Genomic DNA, 22,763 nt, shown 5'->3' on the forward strand with positions numbered 1-22,763 from the left:
AACCGGGAGGAGCGCGGCCATGGGTGAGCGGGTCGAGATTTTCGAAGTAGGTCCACGTGACGGCCTGCAAAATGAACAGCGTGAGATCCCGGTTGCCGAGAAAGTGGCGCTGGTCGACTGCCTCAGCCGCGCCGGGTTCAACCGGATCGAAGTAGCCAGTTTTGTATCGCCCAAATGGGTGCCGCAGATGGCCGGCAGTGCGGAAGTTTTGGCCGGAATAATAAGGACAGATGGGGTGCGCTATGCCGCGCTGACGCCCAACATGCGTGGATATGAGGACGCCCTGACGGCCAAAACGGATGAGATTGCAGTATTCGCCTCGGCCTCCGAGGGATTTTCGAAAGCCAATATCAACGCCACGATTGCCGAATCCATCGAGAGATTTACACCGATCCTCGAGGCCGCGCGCCACATTGATCTGCCGGTGCGTGGCTATGTCTCTTGCGTGACCGACTGCCCCTATGATGGCCCAACACCGCCCGAGAAGGTGGCCGAGGTCGCTGATCAGCTGTTTGGCTTGGGCTGCTATGAGGTCTCATTGGGCGATACAATCGGGCAGGGGACGCCAGATACCATCGCGCATATGCTCTTGGCCGTACGAGAACGCGTGCCGGTAACCCGTCTGGCTGGGCATTTCCACGACACCAATGGCCGGGCGCTCGACAATATTGATGCTGCCCTGGCGTTGGGCGTGCGAACCTTTGATACGGCGGTTGGTGGATTGGGCGGCTGCCCTTATGCGCCCGGAGCTGCGGGGAATGTTGCGACCGAGGCCGTGGCCGCCCATCTGGAGCGGTTGGGCTATGAAACCGGGCTTGATCTGGAAATCGTAGAGCAGGCCGCGCAAATGGCGCGGGCCATGCGGCCAGAGTGAGGGGCGGGCATGTTTGAAACGATCTCGGTGACCACAGACGCGCGTGGAGTTGCGACTTTGACGCTCGACCGGGTGGAAAAACACAACGCGATGTCGGCGCAGATGATTGCCGAACTGACACAAGCGGCCGCGCAACTGGGTGCAGATGACACAGTGCGCGTGGTGGTGCTGACCGGGGCGGGCAAGAGTTTCTGTGCGGGCGGTGACCTGGGCTGGATGCAGGACCAGATGGCCGCCGACCCCGAAACGCGGTTTGCCGAGGCGCGCAAGCTGGCCGAGATGCTGCAGGCGCTGAACACCATGCCCCGCCCGCTGATCGGTGCGATTCAGGGCAATGCGTTTGGCGGTGGTGTTGGGCTGACTGCTGTTTGCGACGTGGCCATTGGTGTGGACAGCGTAAAGATGGCCCTGACCGAAACGCGGCTGGGCCTGATCCCCGCCACGATTGGCCCATATGTGATTGCCCGGATGGGTGAGGCGCGGGCGCGGCGCGTGTTCATGTCGGCCCGGTTGTTCGATGCTGTCGAGGCGGTCGAGCTTGGGCTGCTGGCCAAAACCGTTCCGGCAACTGATTTAGCTGATGCGGTCGAAGCCGAAGTTCTGCCCTATCTTTCCTGTGCGCCAGGCGCGGTTGCATCGGCCAAGGATTTGGTCAGCAAGCTGGGACCCAAAATTGACGATGCTGTGATTGACCAGACGATCGGAGCCTTGGTGGATCGGTGGGAAACCGACGAGGCGATGGAGGGAATCGGTGCGTTCTTTGAAAAGCGAAAACCTGCATGGAAAAGTTAGGTTTAGGCCTTAATTTCATTGCAGTTGCAGTAGGAATCACCTTTCCCGGATCACAGGGCATGACAAGTGGATTATTACTCCTGTCTGCGACTGTGTTCGGTTGACCCTCTGACCCCGCGCGGATAGAGAATGTCCAGTCAACACGCCAATTGACGGCGCCCCCCGACCGGGTTGCGCAGGAAAGGAGCTATTCGTGGAAGACCTGCTACGGGAGTATCTCCCGATTCTGGTGTTTCTGGCCGTTGCTGTCGGCCTTGGAATCGTCCTGATTCTGGCGGCTGTGGTTCTGGCAGTCCGCAACCCCGACCCTGAAAAGGTCAGCGCATATGAATGTGGCTTCAACGCCTTTGACGATGCGCGGATGAAATTCGACGTCCGGTTCTATCTGGTCTCGATTCTGTTCATCATCTTCGATCTGGAAATCGCCTTTCTGTTTCCGTGGGCCGTCGGCTTCAAGGACATCAGCGATGTAGGGTTCTGGTCGATGATGGTGTTCCTGGGTGTTCTGACCATCGGCTTTGCCTATGAATGGAAGAAGGGGGCCTTGGAATGGGAGTGATGACGGGTGCAAACACTGCCGGTGTCGACAAAGAAGTCGCAACCCAGGCCCTGAATGCCGAGTTGCAGGACAAAGGGTTCCTGCTGACCTCGACCGAAGACATCATCAACTGGGCTCGCACCGGATCGCTGCACTGGATGACCTTCGGTCTGGCCTGCTGCGCGGTTGAAATGATGCACACCTCGATGCCGCGTTATGATGCCGAACGGTTTGGTATCGCCCCGCGGGCGTCCCCACGTCAGTCCGATGTAATGATCGTGGCGGGAACGCTGACTAACAAGATGGCCCCGGCGCTGCGCAAGGTTTACGACCAGATGCCCGAGCCGCGCTATGTGATCTCGATGGGGTCCTGCGCAAATGGCGGTGGGTATTACCACTATTCCTATTCGGTCGTGCGCGGCTGTGACCGCGTGGTTCCAGTGGATATCTACGTCCCCGGGTGCCCGCCAACCGCCGAGGCGTTGCTGTATGGCCTGATGCAGTTGCAACGCAAAATCCGCCGCACCGGCACCATCGTACGCTGAGGAGAGAGCTGATGAGCGAAGCACTCAAAGAACTCGGCGCGCAGCTTGAACTGAAACGGGCCGATTGCGTTCTGTCCTGGGATGTGACCCATGGCGAACTGAACGTGGATGTGGCGCCGTCGAACCTTGTGGAATTCATTGAGTTCCTGAAATCCGACCGGAATTGCCAGTTTTCGTCGCTGGTCGACATCACTGGCGTGGATTACCCCGAACGGGCCAAGCGGTTCGATGTGGTGTATCACTTCCTGTCGATGTACCAGAACCAGCGCATCCGCCTGCGGGTTTCAATTCGAGAAGAAGACATGGTGCCCTCGATCGTTGACGTTCACCCCTCGGCGAACTGGTTCGAGCGTGAGGTGTTCGACATGTTCGGCATCCTGTTCTCGGGCCACCCGGACCTGCGCCGCATCCTGACCGACTATGGGTTCCGCGGCCACCCACTGCGCAAGGATTTCCCGACCACCGGCTATACCGAGGTGCGCTATGACGAAGCGCAAAAGCGCGTTGTCTATGAGCCGGTGTCGTTGGTGCAGGAATACCGTCAGTTTGATTTCATGTCCCCGTGGGAAGGCGCGAACTACATTCTTCCGGGGGATGAAAAACAGGAGACTGAATAATGGGTGGCATCTGGTGGCTGATCCTTTCTGCACTGACCATCATTCCGATGGTGAAGATTTTGCCGTTTTTCGGGATCAACAAGTTCTGGTGCCTTCTTTGTCTGGTTCCATTTGGCACAATTGCGTTGCTGTGGTGGGTTGGGCTGAAACTGCAAGAGTTGGAGCGCCGCTGAGATGATGGGTGAACTTATCATTCTGGGTGCGCTGGGGGTGCTGCTGGCAGGTGCCGCTGCCAAAGCGGCCGAAGCTGAAAAGGTTCGGGTTCGGGCCGAAGCGAAAAAGAAAAAACGGGGGCGTTGATGGACGGCTCAAGATACGATGACGGCAGCACGGACGCGCTGAGCGGAGAACAGAAGATCCGCAACTTCAACATTAACTTCGGCCCGCAACACCCTGCGGCACACGGGGTTTTGCGTCTGGTGCTTGAGCTGGACGGTGAGATCGTCGAACGCTGTGACCCGCATATCGGTTTGCTGCACCGTGGCACCGAAAAGCTGATGGAAAGCCGGACGTATCTGCAGAACCTGCCGTATTTCGACCGTCTGGATTACGTGGCACCGATGAACCAGGAGCACGCCTGGTGTTTGGCCATCGAAAAGCTGACAGGGGTTGAAGTGCCGCGTCGCGGCTCGCTCATCCGTGTTCTCTATTCCGAGATCGGACGCATCCTGAACCATCTGCTGAATGTGACCACGCAGGCGATGGATGTGGGCGCGCTGACGCCGCCGCTCTGGGGTTTTGAAGAGCGCGAAAAGCTGATGGTGTTCTATGAGCGCGCCTGCGGTGCCCGCCTGCACGCCGCCTATTTCCGTCCTGGTGGTGTCCATCAGGACCTGCCGCCGGAACTGCTGGACGATATCGAAGCGTGGAGCCACGAATTCCCCGCTGTTCTGGATGACATTGACGGTCTGCTGACCGAAAACCGCATCTTCAAGCAGCGTAACGCCGATATTGGCGTCGTGACCGAGGATGACATCCAGAAATACGGCTTCTCGGGCGTGATGGTCCGTGGATCGGGGCTGGCATGGGATCTGCGCCGCGCGCAGCCTTATGAATGTTATGATGAGTTCGAATTCCAGATCCCCGTCGGCAAGAACGGCGACTGCTATGACCGCTACCTCGTCCGCATGGAAGAGATGCGCCAGTCGCTGCACATCATTCGTCAAGCTATCGGCAAGCTGCGCGACTGCCCGGGCGACGTTCTGGCCCGTGGTAAGATCACCCCGCCGAAACGCTCGGACATGAAGACTTCGATGGAGAGCCTGATCCATCACTTCAAACTGTATACCGAAGGCTTCCACGTCCCTGCGGGCGAGGTCTACGCCGCCGTCGAGGCCCCAAAGGGTGAGTTCGGCGTCTATCTTGTCGCCGACGGCACCAACAAACCCTACCGCGCCAAACTGCGCGCACCGGGGTTCCTGCACCTGCAAGCTATGGACCACGTCGCCGGAGGCCACCAATTGGCCGATGTTGCCGCCATCATCGGCACCATGGACGTCGTATTTGGAGAGATTGACCGCTAATGCTCCGCCGCCTCCACCCCGAACAACCCGAAAGCTTTGCCTTCTCCGCTGCCAACCAGCAATGGGCCGAAGCGCAGATCACCAAATACCCCGAGGGGCGCCAGGCCAGCGCGGTTATCCCACTGCTGTGGCGCGCGCAGGAGCAGGAAGGCTGGCTGAGTCGTCCGGCGATTGAATCCGTCGCCGACATGCTGGGCATGGCCTACATCCGCGTGCTTGAGGTCGCGTCTTTCTACTTCATGTTCCAGTTGCAGCCGGTTGGCTCGGTGGCACATATTCAGGTCTGCGGCACGACGTCCTGCATGATCTGCGGGGCCGAGGATCTGATTGCGGTCTGCAAGGACAAGATCGCTACCAGGCCGCATGAACTATCTGCCGATGGCAAGCTGAGCTGGGAAGAGGTGGAATGCCTCGGGTCCTGTACCAACGCGCCGATGGCGCAGATTGGTAAGGACTATTATGAGGACCTGACCACCGAGAGCTTTGGCAAAATCCTCGACGATTTGGTTGCGGGCAAAGTTCCGACACCGGGCCCGCAGAATGGGCGTTATGCGGCAGAACCTCTCAAGGGCCTGACCAGTCTGACGGAATATGACAGTGGTCGAACCCAGTTTAACGCCAGTGTCGAACTGGCGAATGATCTGGGCGATACAGTCAAGCGGATTGACGGGACCGAAGTGCCCATCCTGACCCCTTGGCTGGGTAAGGACGGTAAGGCTGCAGCGACCAAGGCAGCACCGAAACCTCCGAAAGCGCCGGCACCGGGCAAGCCTGCGGTGAAACAGGCCGAAGAGGCGAAGGCGAAAGAAGACCAGCCGGAAACCCTGACCGCGCCGCGCGATGGAAAAGCTGATGACCTGAAGATGCTCAAAGGTGTCGGACCCAAGCTGGAAGAAACGCTGAACGAGTTGGGCTTTTACCACTACGACCAGATTGCGGCCTGGACATCGGAACAGGTGGCTTGGGTTGATGCGCGGCTGAAGTTCAAAGGTCGGATCGAGCGGGACGGCTGGATCGAACAGGCCGGTAAGCTGGCGGCGGGCGAGGAAACCGAGTTCGCCAAACGTGCCAAGAAAGACGGCACTTACGAAGACTAGGACGCATGCCCATCCGGGGCATGAAGGATGAGATGGACAAGGACAAAGAACAGGCCATAGCCCGCAAGGGCCGTCACATAGGTATCGTCATTGCAGTGACGATGACCATTTGGCTTGCCATGAACCTGTTCATTGGCCCCGCACTGGAACTGACGACGCGCCATGCGTTGTTGTTTGATCTCGCCGCTCTGGCGGCGTTCGTCTATGCGGGCGTCAACATATTTCAACTCTGGCGCATGCGTCAGGATAGCTGAAGGTAACACGCGATGCTGAAGGATCAGGACCGGATCTTTACCAACATCTACGGGATGCACGAGCGCACGCTGAAAGGTGCGCAGGCCCGCGGGCATTGGGACGGCACAGCTGGCCTGATTGGCAATGGGCGCGACTGGATCATTCAGACGATGAAGGACTCGGGCCTTCGTGGGCGCGGTGGCGCGGGTTTCCCAACTGGTCTGAAATGGTCGTTCATGCCCAAGGAAAGTGATGGTCGTCCGGCCTATCTGGTGGTGAATGCGGATGAATCCGAGCCTGGCACCTGCAAAGACCGCGAGATCATGCGCCATGATCCGCACACGTTGATCGAAGGCTGCCTGATCGCGTCTTTCGCGATGAACGCACACACCTGCTATATCTACCTGCGGGGCGAATATATCCGCGAGCGCGAGGCGCTGCAGGCCGCGATTGACGAAGCGTATGACGCGGGCCTGCTAGGCAAGAACGCCGCCGGTTCGGGTTGGGATTTCGATCTGTTCCTGCATCACGGCGCCGGTGCCTATATCTGCGGAGAAGAGACTGCCCTGATCGAAAGCCTTGAGGGCAAGAAGGGTATGCCGCGGATGAAGCCTCCGTTCCCGGCGGGTGCGGGGCTGTATGGCTGCCCGACCACGGTGAACAACGTAGAATCCATCGCGGTTGTGCCGACCATCCTGCGCCGTGGTGCGGACTGGTTTGCGGGATTCGGGCGTCAGAACAATGCAGGGACCAAGCTGTTTGCCATTTCGGGTCACGTGAACAACCCCTGCGTGGTCGAAGAGGCAATGTCTATTCCCTTTGAGGAGCTGATCGAAACCCATTGCGGCGGCATTCGCGGCGGTTGGGATAATCTGCTGGCGGTCATCCCGGGTGGGTCTTCGGTACCCTGTGTGCGCGGCGAGAACATGCGCGATGCGATCATGGATTTTGACCACCTGCGCAACGATCTGGGCTCGGGCCTGGGGACTGCTGCGGTCATCGTGATGGACAAGTCCACGGACATTATCAAGGCGATCTGGCGGCTGTCGAAATTCTACAAACATGAAAGTTGCGGTCAGTGTACACCCTGCCGTGAAGGCACCGGCTGGATGATGCGCGTGATGGACCGTCTGGTGCGCGGCGAGGCCGAGCTGGAAGAGATTGACATGTTGTTCGATGTGACCAAACAGGTTGAAGGTCACACGATCTGCGCCCTCGGCGATGCGGCTGCCTGGCCGATCCAGGGCCTGATCCGTAACTTCCGCGAAGAGATTGAAGATCGCATCAAGGCCCAGAAATCGGGTCGGATGGGTGCGATGGCGGCGGAGTGATCGAGATGCGGAGCTTTCGAACAACTTGTGTCGCACTCTTGCTTATCGGGGCTGTAGCAGCCCCAGCCGCAGCTGCGAAACGTGCGGCATACGATCAGGCTGTCGGTGAGGTTCTTGCGGCTCATTTCATAAAAGACAGATGCAGCGGTCTGGCCACTGTTGGCGGTTCTGATTACCAGAGTTACGTGCTGACTGCGACAGAACTGACTGCGGTTCAGGGATTGCGTCGGCAAAAAATGCGCAAGTTCTTATTTTATGGGAGATCCGATTGGCTTAAGGGGCAAGTAAGGAAGGTTCTCGACGACAGAAATGTAGAAATTTCAAACAAAAAATCTCTTTGTGCGTTTGGACGAGGCGTGGCAGGAACCGAAGATGCTATCGGGCGATTTCTGGTAAAGGAGTGACCTAGATGGAATTTCTAACCGACTACTCCCACGCAGTTACTTCGATAGTGATCTTCACGCTCGTGCTTCTGTTCATGTCGCCATTCACGGCTTTGGCGAAACAAAGCAAAGGGTTGGCGCCGGGTGCCACACCTGAACAAGACTATGCTGACAAGGCCTATCGCTTGAATCGCGCCTACTTGAACGGGACCGAGACGCTGCCTGCCTATCTGACGGTCATTGTCGCGGCCATTCTCATGGGGGCCAGCCCATTTTGGGTTAACCTGCTGGCTTCGGTCGCGTTGCTGGCGCGCCTGATAATGCTGGTGGTGCATATTCGCGGTATCGGCAAACCGTCTGCTGGTTTGCGCTCGGTTCTGTATGTCATCGCCTGGGCCTGCATGGTCGTGATGGGGATTATGGCAATAGTGGCGGCGTTTTGATGAAGACTTGGGGAAAATATCAGATGCTAGGACGTAAAAGTGTTGCCGGTCGCGTGTCCATGTTGGCCGGCGTCCTTACGTTGTCACTTGTTTCGGCGTGCGGTGGCATCACGTCGTCCAGTGATCGTGTCCTTTTTGACGGTAAGTATTTTCGGGCCAAAGCAAAGCCCGTCGATAAAAAGAAGATGCCGACCGAATTTACCGTGGTTGTGAATGGGGTTTCTGCCTCGTTGGACGGCGCGCGCGAAGCGGGACGGTACGAGGGGACGAAATTCTGCATCAAGAACTTCGGTTCTTCCAGCATCGCGTGGAAGGTCGGCCCGGATACTGAACCCCAGAACTTGCGTGTCAGCGACGACAAGTTGACCTTTGCAGGAGCTTGCCAGCGACCATGACGCGCGTGTTCGCATATCACTCGATGACACGGGGGATGTTATTGCATAGCACCCCGACTGCCGGTCGTCTTGGGTTTCCCAAGACGAAAGGAATTGTCATGTCCAGTGTGAAAATGCTGACGCTGCTGTCTGTGCTGGCTTTGCCCACCATCGCCGAGGCGAAACCGCCCTTGCGCGAAGTCAAAGAGATCGACAACGAACTCTATTACATCGCCATTGCAAATGAGATTTCAGAGTATTGCCCCTCGATCAGCGGGCGGCGTCTGAAAGCGATCGGTGTGCTGTGGGGATTGAAGTCGCAAGCGAACAAACTGGGATACTCGGACAATGAAATCCGGGCGTATGTGGATTCGGATGCTGAAAAGGACCGGATGCGCGCCAAGGGCGAGGCGTATCTGGCCCGACACGGCGTCACCTACGAAAACCCCAATTCCTTCTGCACGCTGGGGCGGGCAGAGATTGAAAGAAACAGCGCCATTGGCGTGTATTTGAGGGCGAACTAGACGATGTCTGACCTCCGTAAGATCAATATCGACGGGCAGGAAATCGAAGTCGATGGTGCGATGACCCTGATCCAGGCTTGTGAGCAAGCCGGGGTCGAGGTGCCGCGCTTCTGTTATCACGAACGTTTGTCGATCGCAGGGAACTGCCGGATGTGCCTGGTTGAGGTTGTGGGCGGCCCGCCCAAACCTGCGGCGTCCTGCGCGATGCAGGTGCGCGATTTGCGCCCCGGCCCCGAAGGGCAAGCGCCGGAGGTCAAAACGAACTCACCCATGGTCAAAAAGGCCCGCGAAGGGGTGATGGAGTTTCTGCTCATCAACCACCCGCTGGATTGCCCGATCTGTGATCAGGGCGGCGAGTGTGACTTGCAGGATCAGGCGATGGCCTATGGTCTGTCGGGCAGCCGCTTCAAGGAAGCCAAGCGCGCGGTGGACGATCTGGATCTGGGACCGCTGGTTGGCACTGCGATGACGCGCTGCATCAGCTGCACCCGTTGTGTGCGGTTCACGACCGAGGTTGCCGGGATCACTCAGATGGGTCAGACGGGGCGCGGAGAAGATGCCGAGATCACCTCGTATCTGAACCAGACGCTGGATTCGAACCTGCAGGGCAACATCATCGACCTGTGTCCCGTGGGGGCGCTGACCTCGAAACCTTACGCCTTTACGGCTCGTCCGTGGGAATTGACCAAGACCGAGAGCATCGACGTGATGGATGCCTTGGGCTCGAACGTCCGGGTGGATACCAAGGGGCGTGAGGTCATGCGCTTCCTGCCGCGCAACCATGACGGCGTGAACGAGGAGTGGATCAGCGACAAAACCCGCTTTGTGTGGGACGGTCTGCGGCGTCAGCGTTTGGACCGCCCATATATTCGCGAAAACGGCAAGCTGCGCCCGGCCTCGTGGCCCGAGGCGCTGACCAAAGCGTCCGAGGCGCTGAAAGGTGCCGAGAAACCGGCGGGTATCGTGGGTGATCTGGCGCCAGTCGAAGCGGCCTTTGCGCTCAAACAGATGATCGAAAGCCTGGGCGGTGTCGTCGAGTGTCGCACCGACGGTGCCCGACTGCCTGCGGGCAACCGTGGGGCTTATGCCGGGACTGCTGCGATCGAGGATATCGACAGAGCCGAGCGTATTCTGCTGATCGGCACCAACCCGCGTGAGGAAGCTCCGGTATTGAACGCGCGTATCCGCAAGGCATGGGCGCACGGGGCCGAGGTTGCTCTGGTCGGTCCGGCTGTCGATCTGACCTATAAGTATCACCACATGGGTGATGACCGCGCAGCACTGCAAAAAGTCGTCGATATGGGCGGCGATGATGTGATCAAAGGCAAGGCCTCTCTGGTTGTTGTGGGGCAGGGTGCGCTGCAAGAGGCTGACGGTGCCGCTGTTTTGGCCACTGCGCAAGCCATTGCTGCAAATACAGAAAGCGGTCTGATCGTTCTGCATACAGCAGCCTCGCGCGTGGGTGCGATGGACGTGGATGCGACAAACGAAGGTGGTATGGACGCGATCAGCGCGGCGGACGTAATCTATAACCTTGGCGCGGACGAGGTCGAGATCGGTAAGGGCGCGTTCGTCATCTATCAGGGCAGCCATGGCGACCGGGGCGCACACCGCGCCGATGTGATCCTGCCAGGCGCCGCCTATACTGAGGAAAACGGCCTGTTCGTGAACACCGAAGGCCGTCCTCAGCTGGCCATGCGCGCAGGCTTTGCACCGGGTGAGGCCAAGGAAAACTGGGCGATCCTGCGGGCCTTGTCGGCCGAATTGGGCGCGACGCTGCCTTACGACTCGCTGGCGCAGTTGCGCAGTGCGCTGATCGAAGCAGTGCCGCATCTTACGCGCATCGACGAGGTGATCGAAAACGAAGTGCAATTGATGGAGGTTGGCCCCCTAGGTACAGCCACTTTCCGCAATGCGATCAAGGACTTTTACCTGACCAATCCAATCGCCCGCGCCTCGCAACTGATGGCCGCGCTGTCGGCGCAGGCACAGGCACGCAAGGCCAGGAAGATCGCGGCGGAATGAAACAGACCTGTTTCATATCGCTTTTGGGCGCCTGCAATAAGGTGGCTGTGAAAATGCGCGTGAGACGCAACAATAAGGGTGGCGTAAGTGCGGCGGATGCTGTTTACACCAACGCGCCGACCCAGCCGCAGTTTGCGCAGGCAAATGGCCTTCGCAATTTACGCGGAAAACGGAATACCCACGGTGTGAGGACCAATGGCTGATTTCTTTAACACCCCAGGCGGAATAGCCATCATCATTCTGGCGCAAGTGCTTGCCGTTGTTGCCTTTGTGATGATCTCGCTGTTGTTCCTCGTTTATGGCGACCGCAAGATTTGGGCGGCGGTACAGATGCGCCGCGGTCCCAACGTGGTGGGCGTCTATGGCCTGCTGCAATCGGTGGCAGATGCGCTGAAATATGTGGTGAAAGAGGTGGTCATCCCCGCCGGGGCCGACCGCACGGTTTTCATTCTGGCACCGCTGACAAGCTTTGTTTTGGCGATGATCGCCTGGGCGGTAATCCCGTTTAACGATGGCTGGGTCCTGTCAGATATCAACGTCGCCATCCTGTATGTCTTCGCCGTATCCTCGTTGGAGGTTTATGGCGTGATTATGGGCGGTTGGGCGTCGAACTCAAAGTACCCGTTCCTAGGATCGTTGCGTTCGGCTGCGCAGATGATTTCTTACGAGGTTTCCATCGGCCTGATCATCATTGGTGTGATCATTTCTACAGGGTCGATGAATTTCGGCGACATCGTACGCGCGCAGGATGGCGGGCTGGGCCTATTCAGCTGGTACTGGCTGCCGCATTTCCCGATGGTCTTCCTGTTCTTCATCTCGGCGCTGGCGGAAACCAACCGCCCACCGTTTGACCTGCCCGAGGCGGAATCCGAACTGGTCGCCGGTTATCAGGTGGAATACTCGGCCACACCCTTCCTGCTTTTCATGGCAGGCGAATACATTGCGATCTTCCTGATGTGCGCGCTAACATCGCTGCTGTTCTTCGGTGGCTGGCTGTCGCCGATCCCAGGGCTGCCCGACGGAGTGCTGTGGATGGTCGCCAAAATGGCGTTCTTCTTCTTCCTCTTCGCAATGGTCAAGGCGATCACGCCGCGCTACCGCTATGATCAATTGATGCGGCTGGGTTGGAAAGTGTTTTTGCCATTCTCACTGGCCTGGGTGGTGTTCGTGGCTTTTGCGGCGAAATTCGACTGGTTCTGGGGCGCATTCGCCCGTTGGAGCGTAGGAGGCTAATCATGACGCAGATCGACTATACCCGCGCTGCCAAGTATTTTTTGCTGCAGGATTTCTGGGTCGGCATGAAACTGGGGTTGAAGTATTTCTTCGCCCCCAAGGCCACCGTGAACTACCCGCACGAAAAGGGCCCTCTGTCCCCGCGGTTCCGGGGCGAGCACGCCTTGCGCCGCTACCCGAACGGCGAGGAACGTTGCATCGCCTGCAAACTCTGCGAGGCGGTTTGCCCGGCGCAGGCCATCACCATCGACGCCGAACCGCGCGAGGACGGCAGCCGCCGAACCACGCGCTATGACATCGACATGACCAAGTGCATCTATTGCGGCTTCTGTCAGGAGGCCTGCCCGGTCGATGCAATCGTCGAAGGCCCGAATTTCGAGTTCGCCACCGAAACCCGCGAAGAGCTGTTCTACGACAAGCAAAAACTGCTGGATAACGGCGAACGCTGGGAAGCCGAGATTGCCCGCAACCTGGAAATGGATGCGCCGTACAGATGAGTGACAAGCCCACAAACCCATTCGAGCAAATGCTCAAACAGGCACAGGACATGGCCACGGCGATGAACCCGGGGCTCGAGAATTTCTCGCCCAAGGGGTTCGAAGCGCTGTGGCCGACCATGCCCAAAGAGGTCATGGAGATGATGTTCGGCAACACCGTCAACAAGGACGGATTGGACGCCAAGACCCGCTTGCTGCTGACGCTGGCTGGGCTGACTTGTCAGGGCGCTCAAGCGGACTCGGCGGTGCGTCAGACCGTGCGTCATGCGCTGGAAGCGGGCGCGAAGAAACAAGAGATCGTGGAAACGATCGGCCAGATGTCGGTCTTTGCCGGCATCCCGGCCATGACCCGCGCGCTGGATCTGGCGCAAGAGGTCATGGGCGATAACGAGGATGAGGATCAATGACCGTCTTTGCCTTCTACCTGTTTGCCATCAGCGCCATCACCGGCGGGCTGTTCACGGTGATCAGCCGCCAGCCGGTTCATTCGGTGCTGTGGCTGATCCTTTCCTTCCTCTCCTCGGCCGGGTTGTTCGTGCTGCTGGGGGCCGAGTTCGTGGCAATGCTGCTGATCATCGTCTATGTCGGCGCGGTCGCGGTGCTGTTCCTGTTCGTGGTGATGATGCTGGACGTGGACTTTGCCGAGCTGAAGGCCGAGATGGCGCGCTATATGCCGCTGGCCCTGCTGATCGGTCTGGTCATCCTGATGCAGTTTGTCATGGCCTTTGGCGCATGGGACAGCGCGCAGGGCGCGGCGGCCAATCTGGCTCAGCCGGTGCCTGTGGATCGCCATAACACCGAGGCGCTGGGTGTCATCCTTTATGATCAATACTTCCTTCTGTTCCAGCTGGCGGGCCTGATCCTGCTGGTGGCCATGATCGGCGCCATTGTTCTGACGCTGCGCCACCGTCAGGACATCAAGCGTCAGGACATCATCGGCCAGATGATGCGCGACCCGGCCAAGGCGATGGAGTTGAAGGACGTGAAACCGGGGCAGGGACTTTGAGACGATGATCGGACTTGAACACTATCTTACGGTCGCGGCGACACTGTTCGTCATCGGCATCTTCGGTCTCTTTCTGAACCGCAAGAACGTCATCATCCTGCTGATGAGCATCGAACTGATGCTGCTGGCGGTGAATATCAACCTTGTGGCGTTTTCCAGTTTCCTCGGCGATCTGGTCGGGCAGGTGTTTACGCTGTTCGTGCTGACCGTTGCAGCGGCCGAGGCGGCGATTGGTCTGGCCATTCTGGTCTGCTTCTTCCGCAACCGCGGCACCATCGCGGTTGAAGACGTCAATATGATGAAGGGGTAAGAGAACATGGAAACTACCATCCTCTTTGCCCCGCTGGTGGGCGCGCTGCTTTGCGGGTTCGGCTGGCGATTCATTGGCGAAAAGGCCGCGATGTGGACCGCCACCGGCCTGCTGTTTCTGGCCTGTTTGCTGTCGTGGATCGTGTTCTTCACCTTTGACGGGGTGACCCAGCAGGTCGAGATCATGCGCTGGATCGAGAGCGGCTCGCTCTCGACAAGCTGGGCCGTGCGGCTGGACCGGCTGACCGCGATCATGCTGATCGTGGTGACGACCGTATCGGCGCTCGTGCACCTGTATTCCTTTGGCTATATGGCCCATGATCCGCAATGGCGCGAAGGCGAGAGTTATAAGCCGCGCTTCTTTGCCTATTTGTCCTTCTTCACCTTTGCCATGCTGATGCTGGTGACGGCGGATAATCTGGTTCAGATGTTCTTTGGCTGGGAAGGTGTGGGTGTCGCGTCTTACCTGCTGATCGGCTTCTACTACCGCAAGCCATCGGCCAACGCGGCAGCGATGAAAGCGTTCATTGTCAACCGGGTGGGCGACTTTGGCTTTGCGCTGGGGATTTTTGCGCTGTTCTTCCTGACGGACAGCATCAATTTTTCCGACATTTTCGCGTCGGCCCCTGAGCTAGCGGAAACGCAACTGCACTTCCTGTGGGGTGAGTGGAACGCCATCGAGGTGATCTGCGTCCTGCTGTTTATCGGCGCGATGGGTAAATCGGCTCAGCTGATCCTGCACACCTGGTTGCCTGACGCGATGGAAGGCCCGACGCCCGTGTCGGCGCTGATCCACGCGGCGACCATGGTCACCGCCGGTGTGTTCCTGGTCTGCCGTATGTCGCCGCTGATGGAGTTCGCGCCGGGCGCGACCGGGTTTATTACCGTGCTGGGCGCCTCGACCGCGTTTTTCGCCGCAACTGTGGGTCTGGTGCAGACCGACATTAAGCGCGTCATCGCCTATTCGACATGTTCGCAGCTGGGCTACATGTTCGTGGCCGCCGGTGTGGGCATGTATTCGGCGGCGATGTTCCACCTGTTCACGCACGCGTTCTTCAAGGCGCTGCTGTTCCTTGGTGCGGGGTCGGTGATCAACGCGATGCATCACGAGCAGGAAATGACCGAATACGGCGGTCTGCGTAAGAAAATCCCTTATACCTTCTGGGCGATGATGATCGGGACACTGGCTATTACCGGCGTTGGTATTCCGCTGACCACCATCGGGTTCGCCGGGTTCCTGTCCAAGGATGCCATCATCGAGAGTGCCTATGCTGGTGGGTCGGCCTATGGCTTCTGGCTGCTTGTGATCGCGGCTGCGTTCACTTCGTTCTACAGCTGGCGCCTGATCTTCCTGACTTTCTATGGCGAGCCGCGTGGTGATCAGCATACGCATGAGCATGCGCATGAAAGCCCGATGACCATGTTGATTCCTTTAGGCGTGCTGTCCTTGGGTGCGGTCTTTGCCGGGATGATCTGGTATGGCAACTTCTTTGGTCATGCGGACAAGGTCGGCAAGTTCTATGGCATTCCGGTGGCCGAGGCGTCGGAGCATGCCGAGGCGGGCGATCATGGCACTGCGGATTCACATGCGGATGATGCACACGCTGATGAGGGGCACGCAGAAGATACTCATGCCGATGATGGGCACGGCGAGAAGGACGCGCATGGCGGTGATCACCACTATGTCTTCGCGGGTGAACCGGGCGAGGGCGCGATCTATATCGCGCCGGACAACCATATTCTGGACGATGCGCATGCCGCTCCGAAATGGGTCAAGGTCTCACCCTTTGTCGCGATGGCGTTGGGTTTTGTCATGGCCTATTGGTTCTATATCGTGAACCCGTCCCTGCCGGGGCGTCTGGCACAGAACCAGCGTCCGCTTTACCTGTTCCTGCTGAACAAGTGGTACTTTGACGAGATCTACGATGCGATCTTTGTCAAACCCACCGTTGCGCTTGGTCGGTTCCTGTGGAAACGCGGTGACGGCAATACTATCGACGGCTTCCTGAACGGGGTTTCGATGGGCGTTATTCCCTTCTTTACCCGCCTCGCAGGCAAGGCACAGACGGGCTACATCTTTACTTATGCCTTCTGGATGGTTCTGGGTATTGCAGCCCTGGTCACCTGGATGTCGATCGGCGGAGGCGCACACTAATGGATAATATCCTCTCGATCGTCACCTTTATCCCCGCAGTGGCGGCAGGCATTCTAGCCCTGTTTCTGCACGGTGAGGACGCTGCTGCGCAGCGCAACGCGAAATGGGTTGCGCTGGTCGCGACCACGGTGACCTTCCTTGTCTCGATCGGTATCTATACAGGCTTTGATCCGTCCAATACCGGCTTTCAGATGGTGGAAGAGGCCGAGTGGCTGCTGGGCCTAAAATACAAGATGGGTGTAGATGGTATCAGCGTTCTGTTCGTACTGCTGACCACATTCATCATGCCGCTGACCATTCTAGCCAGTTGGCAGGTCACCGACCGCGTCAAGGAATATATGATCGCCTTCCTGCTGTTGGAAACGCTGATGCTGGGCGTGTTCATGGCGCTGGATCTGGTGCTGTTCTATCTGTTCTTCGAGGCCGGCTTGATCCCAATGTTCCTGATCATCGGCATCTGGGGTGGGGCGAACCGGATTTACGCCAGCTTCAAGTTCTTCCTCTATACTTTCCTGGGCTCGGTGCTGATGCTGGTGGCGATGGTTGCGATGTATTCAGATGCAGGCACCACTGATATCGAAGCCTTGATGAGCCACCATTTCTCGTCCGAAGGGTTCAGCGTGCTGGGCGTTTATATCGTCGGCGGTATGCAGACGTTGATGTTCCTGGCCTTCTTTGCCTCGTTTGCGGTGAAAATGCCGATGTGGCCGGTTCATACCTGGCTACCTGACGCACACGTTCAGGCGCCGACTGCAGGCTCGGTTGTGCTGGCGGCGATCCTGCTGAAGATGGGCGGCTATGGCTTCCTGCGGTTCAGTCTGCCGATGTTCCCAGTCGGGTCAGCGGTGATGACCGATCTGGTCCTGTGGATGTCGGCCATCGCAGTAGTCTACACCTCGCTGGTGGCGCTGGTGCAGGAGGATATGAAAAAGCTGATCGCTTATTCCTCGGTTGCTCATATGGGCTTTGTGACTATGGGTATCTTTGCTGCGAACCAGCAGGGTATTGACGGCGCGATCTTCCAGATGCTCAGCCACGGGTTTATCTCGGCCGCGCTCTTCCTGTGTGTCGGTGTCATCTATGACCGGATGCACACGCGTGACATCGACGCTTATGGCGGTCTGGTGATCCGCATGCCCGCATACGCGCTGGTCTTCATGCTGTTCACAATGGCCAATGTCGGCCTGCCGGGTACATCCGGGTTCATCGGTGAATTCCTGACGCTGATGGGCGCGTTCCAGGTCAATACCTGGGTGACGGCTGTGGCTGCATCTGGCGTGATCTTCTCGGCTGCCTATGCGTTGTGGCTGTATCGCCGGGTCGTGTTTGGCGATCTGATCAAGGAAAGCCTCAAGGCAATGACGGACATGAGCTCGCGCGAGCGGCTGATCTTTGCACCGCTGATCGTGATGACCATCCTGCTGGGCGTTTACCCGTCGCTGGTAACCGATGTGATCGGCAATTCGACCGCCGCGCTGATTTCGAATTATGACTCGGCTCTGGCCGCGGCTGAGGCCGCGACCCAGACGGCCGCCTCGCATTAAGGGAGCTTTGGAGACATGATCCAGGCTGATCTGACAATAATCCTGCCGGAAATCGTTCTGGCCGTGTATGCGATGGCCGCCCTGATCGGGGCAGTTTACACGACGAAAGACGCGCTGGCGTCAATTCTGGTGTGGACGACGGCGGGGCTAATGGCGCTGCTGTCCTTCTGGATTGCAACCAATGGCGATGGCACCAACGTGGCGTTCAACGGGATGTTCGTCGATGACGGGTTCTCGCGGTTTGCCAAGGTCGCGATCCTGCTGTCGGCTGCGGCTGTTCTGGTGATGAGCCAGGAATATATGACCCGCCGCGATCTGTTGCGGTTCGAATACCCGTTGCTGGTGGCGCTGGCTGCTGTCGGTATGATGATGATGGTCAGCGCAGGCGATCTGATGTCCTTGTATATGGGGCTGGAGCTACAATCCCTGTCGCTGTACGTCGTGGCTGCGTTGCGTCGTGACAGCGCCAAATCAACTGAGGCCGGTCTGAAGTACTTCGTACTGGGTGCGCTCAGTTCGGGGCTGCTGCTGTATGGTGCATCGCTTGTTTATGGCTTTACCGGCACGACGCTGTTTTCGGGCATCATTCAAACGGTCCACCATGACGACATCTCGGTTGGTCTGCTGTTCGGCCTGATCTTCCTGATCTCGGGCCTTGCCTTCAAGGTTTCGGCTGTGCCCTTCCATATGTGGACGCCGGACGTGTACGAAGGATCGCCCACGCCGATCACCGCCTTCTTTGCTACCGCACCAAAAGTGGCGGCGATGGCGCTGTTTGCCCGCTTGATGCATGACGCCTTTGGTGGCGTAGTGAAAGACTGGCAGCAGGTGATCGTACTGCTTTCGGTTCTGTCGATGCTGCTGGGTGCGGTTGCCGCGATTGGTCAGCGCAATATCAAGCGGCTGATGGCGTTTTCATCGATTGCCCATATGGGTTATGCGCTGATCGGTCTGGCAGCGGGTACGGAAATGGGCATCAAAGCGATGCTGATGTATCTGGCAATTTACGTGACCATGAATATCGGCACCTTTGCCTTCATCCTGATGATGGAGCGCGATGGCAAACCCGTCACTGATATCGATGCGCTTCGCCAGTTTTCCAAACGCGATCCGGGTAAGGCCCTGGCTGTTCTGATCCTAATGTTCAGCCTTGCTGGCGTTCCGCCAATGTTGGGCTTTTTCGCCAAGTTCGGCGTCTGGCAGGCTGGTATCAGCGCGGGTCTGACCGGGTTGGTGATCGTGTCGGCCATCGCTTCTGTGATCGGTGCGTTCTATTACCTGCGGATCGTGTTCTACATGTATTTCGGGGCCGAGAACGAGGATCCGATCGAAACCCACTCGACCCCGGTTCTGTGGGTCGCGCTGATGGGGTCGGCGGCGCTGATGCTGGTGGGCGTTTTCTATCAGTTCGGCATCGAAGGCGCGGCTGCAGCTGCGGCAGCGACGCTTGTCAACTGACGTGTTTAACATCCAATTTCAGGGGGCTCGGTCAAAAGGCCGGGCCTTTTTGACGTGACTGATTGGCCGCAAGGATACGGACTGCACATCGTGCAGGAAGTCGACAGTACATTGAATGAGGCTGCCCGGCTTTCCCCTACGGCGCCGGGCCCTGTGTGGATCATGGCGCATCACCAGACGGCGGCGCGGGGACGACGGGGTAGGGCGTGGGCCAACCCCAAGGGCAACCTGGCGGCGACCTTGTTAATGCGACCGCAGGGTAATCCGGAACAAGCGGCCTTGCGCAGCTTTGTGGCGGCCTTGGCGCTGTTCGACGCCTGTGTCGCGGTCACCGGTCGCGCCGACGGGCTGTCATTGAAGTGGCCCAACGACGTGCTGCTGAACGGGGGCAAGCTGGCGGGCATCTTGCTGGAAAGCACCGGTAAGGGCGGGGGCGTGTCGTATCTGTCGATTGGCATCGGTGTAAATCTTTCCGAGGCGCCCCCAGCCTATGCGGTGGAACAAAGCGCGGTGCGGCCAGTCTCTCTGTTGTCGGAAACCGGTGCCGCGGTGCTGCCCGAGGATTTTCTGACCGAATTAGCCGCGGCTTATGCACGATATGAAACTCAGTTCGTGACCTACGGGTTCGAACCGATCCGCACCGCCTGGCTGTCTCGTGCCGCTCGCTTGGGTGAAGTGATCACCGCGCGAACCTCGACATCTGAAACGGTTGGAACCTTTGAAACCGTGGACTCGGGCGGCAACCTTGTCCTAAAGACCGCAAAAGGTCGTGTCAGCATTCCTGCGGCGGACGTGTATTTCTAAAGGGGGCTCAAATGCTTCTGGCTATCGACTGCGGCAACACCAATACCGTTTTCTCGATCTGGGACGGCGAAAAGTTCCTGTGTACCCTGCGCACCTCGACCCATCATTCGCGTACGGCGGATGCGTATTTCACTTGGTATTCGACGCTGGTGAAACATTACGGGATCGAAGCGGAGATCACTGACGTGGTGATCGCCTCGACCGTGCCACGTGTGGTCTTTAACCTGCGTATTTTTGCTGATCGCTTCTTTGGGTGTCGGCCGCTGGTTGTGGGCAAGCCTGAATGCCTGTTGCCCGTGGCACCGCGCATTGACGAAGGAACAATCCCCGGCCCGGACCGGTTGGCCAATGCCGTGGGCGCGTTTGACCGCCATGGCGGCGATGTTGTTGTGGTCGATTTCGGGACGGCCACGAATTTCGATGTAGTGGCCCACGACGGGGCCTATGTTGGCGGCATCATTGCACCGGGTGTGAACCTCAGCCTTGAGGCACTGCACCAAGGCGCGGCTGCATTGCCGCATATCGACATTACCCGTCCGGAAAAGGTGATTGGTACGAATACGGTTGGCTGCATCCAGTCCGGCGTGTATTGGGGCTATTCCGGCTTGATCGAGGGGCTGATTGCCCGGATCAGGGCGGAGTACGGTATGCCGATGAAAGTGGTCGGCACCGGTGGGCTTGCGCCTTTGTTCGATCAGGCGGATGTCGGGTTTGACGCGATCGAAGAAGATTTGACGATGCACGGGCTGACCGTGATCCATCGCTATAACAAGGATAATGGCTCGACATGAGCAGTGAACGACTGATCTATTTGCCGCTGGGTGGTGCCGGCGAAATTGGCATGAATGCGTATGTCTATGGCTATGGAAAGCCCGGGAAAGAACGTCTTATCCTGGTGGATCTTGGCGTGACCTTTCCGGATATGGACACGACGCCGGGCGTTGATCTGATCCATGCCGATATCTCGTGGCTGCGCGAAAGGGCGGACCGGCTTGAGGCCGTATTCGTCACCCACGCGCACGAAGACCACGTCGGCGCCGTGGCCCATTGCTATGAGACACTGGGCGCACCTGTTTATGCACGCGCCTTCACCGCCAACATTGCCCGTCGCAAGATGGAGGAACATGGCCACCCCGAGGACGCGGTCCGCACGGTATCGGCCTGGCCCGAGCAGGTCTCGGTCGGTCCCTTCACGATTGGCTTCCTGCCTGTGTCGCATTCGATCCCCGAAAGTGCTGCGCTGGTGATCGACACGCCCAAGGGGCGGATTGTGCATACTGGTGACTTCAAGCTGGATGAAAACCCCGTGGTGGGTGAGCCATTCGATCCCGATTTGTGGGCCGAGGTCGCGAAATCCGGCGTTAAGGCGCTGGTCTGCGACAGCACCAATGTGTTTTCTGGACATGCAGGTCGTTCGGAATCCGAGGTCGGCCCCGAGATCACCAAGCTGGTTGAAAGCGCCGAAGGCATGGTTGTTGCGACCACCTTTGCGTCGAACGTGGCGCGGGTGAAAACACTGGCCGAAGCAGGCCAGCGCGCCGGGCGTTCGGTTGTGTTGCTGGGCCGCGCCATGCGGCGGATGATCGAAGCCGCGACTGAAACTGGCATCCTTTCGGATTTTCCCAAGGTTGTCAGCGCCGAAGAGGCCGTGGACATGCCGCGCCAGAACCTGATGCTGATCGTGACCGGCAGCCAGGGCGAGCGCCGCGCCGCCAGTGCCCAACTGGCGCGGGGCAAGTATCGCGGGTTGGAACTGAAAGAGGGTGATCTGTTCCTGTTCTCATCCAAAACCATCCCCGGAAATGAGCGCGGCGTGATTTTCATCATGAACCAGCTCAGCGAAAAGGGTGTGGATGTGGTGGATGACAGTTCAGGTCTGTACCACGTTTCCGGCCATGCCAACCGACCGGATCTTGAAAGAGTTCACGCCCTGATCGACCCGCAGATGGTGATCCCGATGCACGGCGAGCATCGGCATTTGCGTGAACACACTAAACTGGCCGAGGCCGGTGGGCGTACGGGCATTCTGGCCGTTAACGGAACGATGGTTGACCTGACAGGCAATGCGCCGCAGGTGGTGGATTATATTGAAACCGGCCGCACCTATCTGGACGGCACCGTCAAGGTCGGGGCTCTGGACGGGATCGTGCGTGACCGTATTCGCATGGCTTTGAACGGGCACGTGACCGTGACGGTCATTCTGGACGAAGAGGACGAGCCGCTGGGTGAGCCGTGGTGCGACACGATGGGTTTGCCTGAAATCGGGACGTCGCGGGCGGCGCTGATTGAAGTGTTGGAAGAGGACCTGAACCAATTCCTGATGCGGGCCGATGCCAAGACGTTGCGCGACGATGACAAGCTGGAGGAAGCTTTGCGCCGCATCGTGCGCCAGACCGCCAAGTCAGAAATCGGTAAAAAGCCCGAGGTGACGACGGTTATCAGCCGGATGAGGTGACG

Annotated in this window: 26 protein-coding genes; all 26 read left to right on the forward strand. The window is 58.5% G+C overall.

Annotation, left to right across the window (positions count from 1 at the left end; all coding sequences use genetic code 11):
- Positions 1-19 precede the first annotated feature (19 nt).
- The 26 genes from ACR0JB_RS01770 (at position 20) to ACR0JB_RS01895 (ending at position 22,761) form a co-directional block, all read left to right on the forward strand.
- A complete protein-coding gene (locus ACR0JB_RS01770; RefSeq protein ID WP_170395735.1) occupies positions 20-874 on the forward strand; it encodes a hydroxymethylglutaryl-CoA lyase in 855 nt (284 codons plus the stop codon).
- A 9-nt stretch (positions 875-883) separates the two neighbouring features.
- Positions 884-1,666, forward strand: coding sequence for a crotonase/enoyl-CoA hydratase family protein (locus tag ACR0JB_RS01775; protein WP_480789640.1), 783 nt, complete (start codon positions 884-886; stop codon positions 1,664-1,666).
- Positions 1,667-1,859: 193 nt separating this feature from the next.
- On the forward strand, positions 1,860-2,225 hold the full coding sequence (locus ACR0JB_RS01780) for an NADH-quinone oxidoreductase subunit A (protein WP_050602775.1): 366 nt from the start codon (positions 1,860-1,862) through the stop codon (positions 2,223-2,225).
- Positions 2,216-2,749 (forward strand): NuoB/complex I 20 kDa subunit family protein, encoded by a 534-nt coding sequence (locus ACR0JB_RS01785; protein WP_010442777.1) that lies wholly within the window; start codon positions 2,216-2,218, stop codon positions 2,747-2,749. Before ACR0JB_RS01780 ends, ACR0JB_RS01785 begins: the two co-directional genes overlap by 10 nt.
- A gap of 11 nt (positions 2,750-2,760) precedes the next feature.
- On the forward strand, positions 2,761-3,366 hold the full coding sequence (locus tag ACR0JB_RS01790) for an NADH-quinone oxidoreductase subunit C (RefSeq protein ID WP_170395739.1): 606 nt from the start codon (positions 2,761-2,763) through the stop codon (positions 3,364-3,366).
- Positions 3,366-3,539 (forward strand): hypothetical protein, encoded by a 174-nt coding sequence (locus tag ACR0JB_RS01795; RefSeq protein WP_058274391.1) that lies wholly within the window; start codon positions 3,366-3,368, stop codon positions 3,537-3,539. Before ACR0JB_RS01790 ends, ACR0JB_RS01795 begins: the two co-directional genes overlap by 1 nt.
- A 1-nt stretch (position 3,540) precedes the next feature.
- Positions 3,541-3,666 carry a hypothetical protein gene (locus ACR0JB_RS01800; RefSeq protein WP_264187107.1) on the forward strand — a complete coding sequence of 42 codons (126 nt, stop codon included), beginning with the start codon at positions 3,541-3,543 and terminating at the stop codon, positions 3,664-3,666.
- Entirely contained in the window at positions 3,666-4,889 is a 1,224-nt protein-coding gene (locus ACR0JB_RS01805) for an NADH-quinone oxidoreductase subunit D (RefSeq protein WP_170504755.1), read from the forward strand. The genes ACR0JB_RS01800 and ACR0JB_RS01805 overlap by 1 nt, the downstream gene beginning before the upstream one ends.
- Positions 4,889-5,986 (forward strand): NADH-quinone oxidoreductase subunit NuoE, encoded by a 1,098-nt coding sequence (gene nuoE / locus ACR0JB_RS01810; RefSeq protein WP_170395743.1) that lies wholly within the window; start codon positions 4,889-4,891, stop codon positions 5,984-5,986. The genes ACR0JB_RS01805 and nuoE overlap by 1 nt, the downstream gene beginning before the upstream one ends.
- Before the next feature lie 32 nt (positions 5,987-6,018).
- On the forward strand, positions 6,019-6,240 hold the full coding sequence (locus tag ACR0JB_RS01815; RefSeq protein ID WP_170349358.1) for a DUF5337 domain-containing protein: 222 nt from the start codon (positions 6,019-6,021) through the stop codon (positions 6,238-6,240).
- Positions 6,241-6,252: 12 nt separating this feature from the next.
- Positions 6,253-7,551, forward strand: coding sequence for an NADH-quinone oxidoreductase subunit NuoF (gene nuoF / locus ACR0JB_RS01820; protein ID WP_170395745.1), 1,299 nt, complete (start codon positions 6,253-6,255; stop codon positions 7,549-7,551).
- A gap of 409 nt (positions 7,552-7,960) precedes the next feature.
- Complete coding sequence (locus tag ACR0JB_RS01825) at positions 7,961-8,377, forward strand: MAPEG family protein (protein WP_170348149.1); 417 nt, start codon at positions 7,961-7,963, stop codon at positions 8,375-8,377.
- A gap of 23 nt (positions 8,378-8,400) precedes the next feature.
- Entirely contained in the window at positions 8,401-8,772 is a 372-nt protein-coding gene (locus tag ACR0JB_RS01830; protein ID WP_254437374.1) for a hypothetical protein, read from the forward strand.
- 98 nt (positions 8,773-8,870) lie between these two features.
- Positions 8,871-9,275: a DUF5333 domain-containing protein gene (locus ACR0JB_RS01835; RefSeq protein ID WP_254437375.1), complete on the forward strand. Its 405-nt coding sequence runs from the start codon at positions 8,871-8,873 to the stop codon at positions 9,273-9,275.
- 3 nt (positions 9,276-9,278) lie between these two features.
- Entirely contained in the window at positions 9,279-11,300 is a 2,022-nt protein-coding gene (nuoG, locus tag ACR0JB_RS01840) for an NADH-quinone oxidoreductase subunit NuoG (RefSeq protein ID WP_170395749.1), read from the forward strand.
- 195 nt (positions 11,301-11,495) lie between these two features.
- The gene (gene nuoH / locus ACR0JB_RS01845; RefSeq protein ID WP_170348155.1) at positions 11,496-12,533 is read left to right on the forward strand and encodes an NADH-quinone oxidoreductase subunit NuoH; all 1,038 of its coding nucleotides are present in this window, start codon (positions 11,496-11,498) and stop codon (positions 12,531-12,533) included.
- Positions 12,534-12,535: 2 nt separating this feature from the next.
- A complete protein-coding gene (gene nuoI, locus ACR0JB_RS01850; RefSeq protein ID WP_170395751.1) occupies positions 12,536-13,030 on the forward strand; it encodes an NADH-quinone oxidoreductase subunit NuoI in 495 nt (164 codons plus the stop codon).
- Complete coding sequence (locus ACR0JB_RS01855) at positions 13,027-13,437, forward strand: carboxymuconolactone decarboxylase family protein (protein ID WP_170395753.1); 411 nt, start codon at positions 13,027-13,029, stop codon at positions 13,435-13,437. Before nuoI ends, ACR0JB_RS01855 begins: the two co-directional genes overlap by 4 nt.
- On the forward strand, positions 13,434-14,036 hold the full coding sequence (locus ACR0JB_RS01860) for an NADH-quinone oxidoreductase subunit J (protein WP_170348161.1): 603 nt from the start codon (positions 13,434-13,436) through the stop codon (positions 14,034-14,036). The genes ACR0JB_RS01855 and ACR0JB_RS01860 overlap by 4 nt, the downstream gene beginning before the upstream one ends.
- Before the next feature lie 4 nt (positions 14,037-14,040).
- Positions 14,041-14,346 (forward strand): NADH-quinone oxidoreductase subunit NuoK, encoded by a 306-nt coding sequence (nuoK, locus tag ACR0JB_RS01865; RefSeq protein ID WP_005984024.1) that lies wholly within the window; start codon positions 14,041-14,043, stop codon positions 14,344-14,346.
- 6 nt (positions 14,347-14,352) lie between these two features.
- Positions 14,353-16,500: an NADH-quinone oxidoreductase subunit L gene (gene nuoL, locus ACR0JB_RS01870; protein WP_170395755.1), complete on the forward strand. Its 2,148-nt coding sequence runs from the start codon at positions 14,353-14,355 to the stop codon at positions 16,498-16,500.
- Positions 16,500-18,044 (forward strand): NADH-quinone oxidoreductase subunit M, encoded by a 1,545-nt coding sequence (locus ACR0JB_RS01875; RefSeq protein WP_170348165.1) that lies wholly within the window; start codon positions 16,500-16,502, stop codon positions 18,042-18,044. The genes nuoL and ACR0JB_RS01875 overlap by 1 nt, the downstream gene beginning before the upstream one ends.
- Before the next feature lie 15 nt (positions 18,045-18,059).
- Positions 18,060-19,502: an NADH-quinone oxidoreductase subunit NuoN gene (gene nuoN, locus ACR0JB_RS01880; RefSeq protein ID WP_170395757.1), complete on the forward strand. Its 1,443-nt coding sequence runs from the start codon at positions 18,060-18,062 to the stop codon at positions 19,500-19,502.
- Positions 19,503-19,556: 54 nt separating this feature from the next.
- Positions 19,557-20,306: a biotin--[acetyl-CoA-carboxylase] ligase gene (locus ACR0JB_RS01885; RefSeq protein ID WP_480789641.1), complete on the forward strand. Its 750-nt coding sequence runs from the start codon at positions 19,557-19,559 to the stop codon at positions 20,304-20,306.
- An 11-nt stretch (positions 20,307-20,317) separates the two neighbouring features.
- Positions 20,318-21,097, forward strand: coding sequence for a type III pantothenate kinase (locus tag ACR0JB_RS01890; RefSeq protein ID WP_170395761.1), 780 nt, complete (start codon positions 20,318-20,320; stop codon positions 21,095-21,097).
- The gene (locus ACR0JB_RS01895; RefSeq protein ID WP_170395763.1) at positions 21,094-22,761 is read left to right on the forward strand and encodes a ribonuclease J; all 1,668 of its coding nucleotides are present in this window, start codon (positions 21,094-21,096) and stop codon (positions 22,759-22,761) included. The genes ACR0JB_RS01890 and ACR0JB_RS01895 overlap by 4 nt, the downstream gene beginning before the upstream one ends.
- Positions 22,762-22,763 lie beyond the last annotated feature (2 nt).

The sequence above is a fragment of the Ruegeria sp. BI7 genome (genome assembly GCF_056537925.1).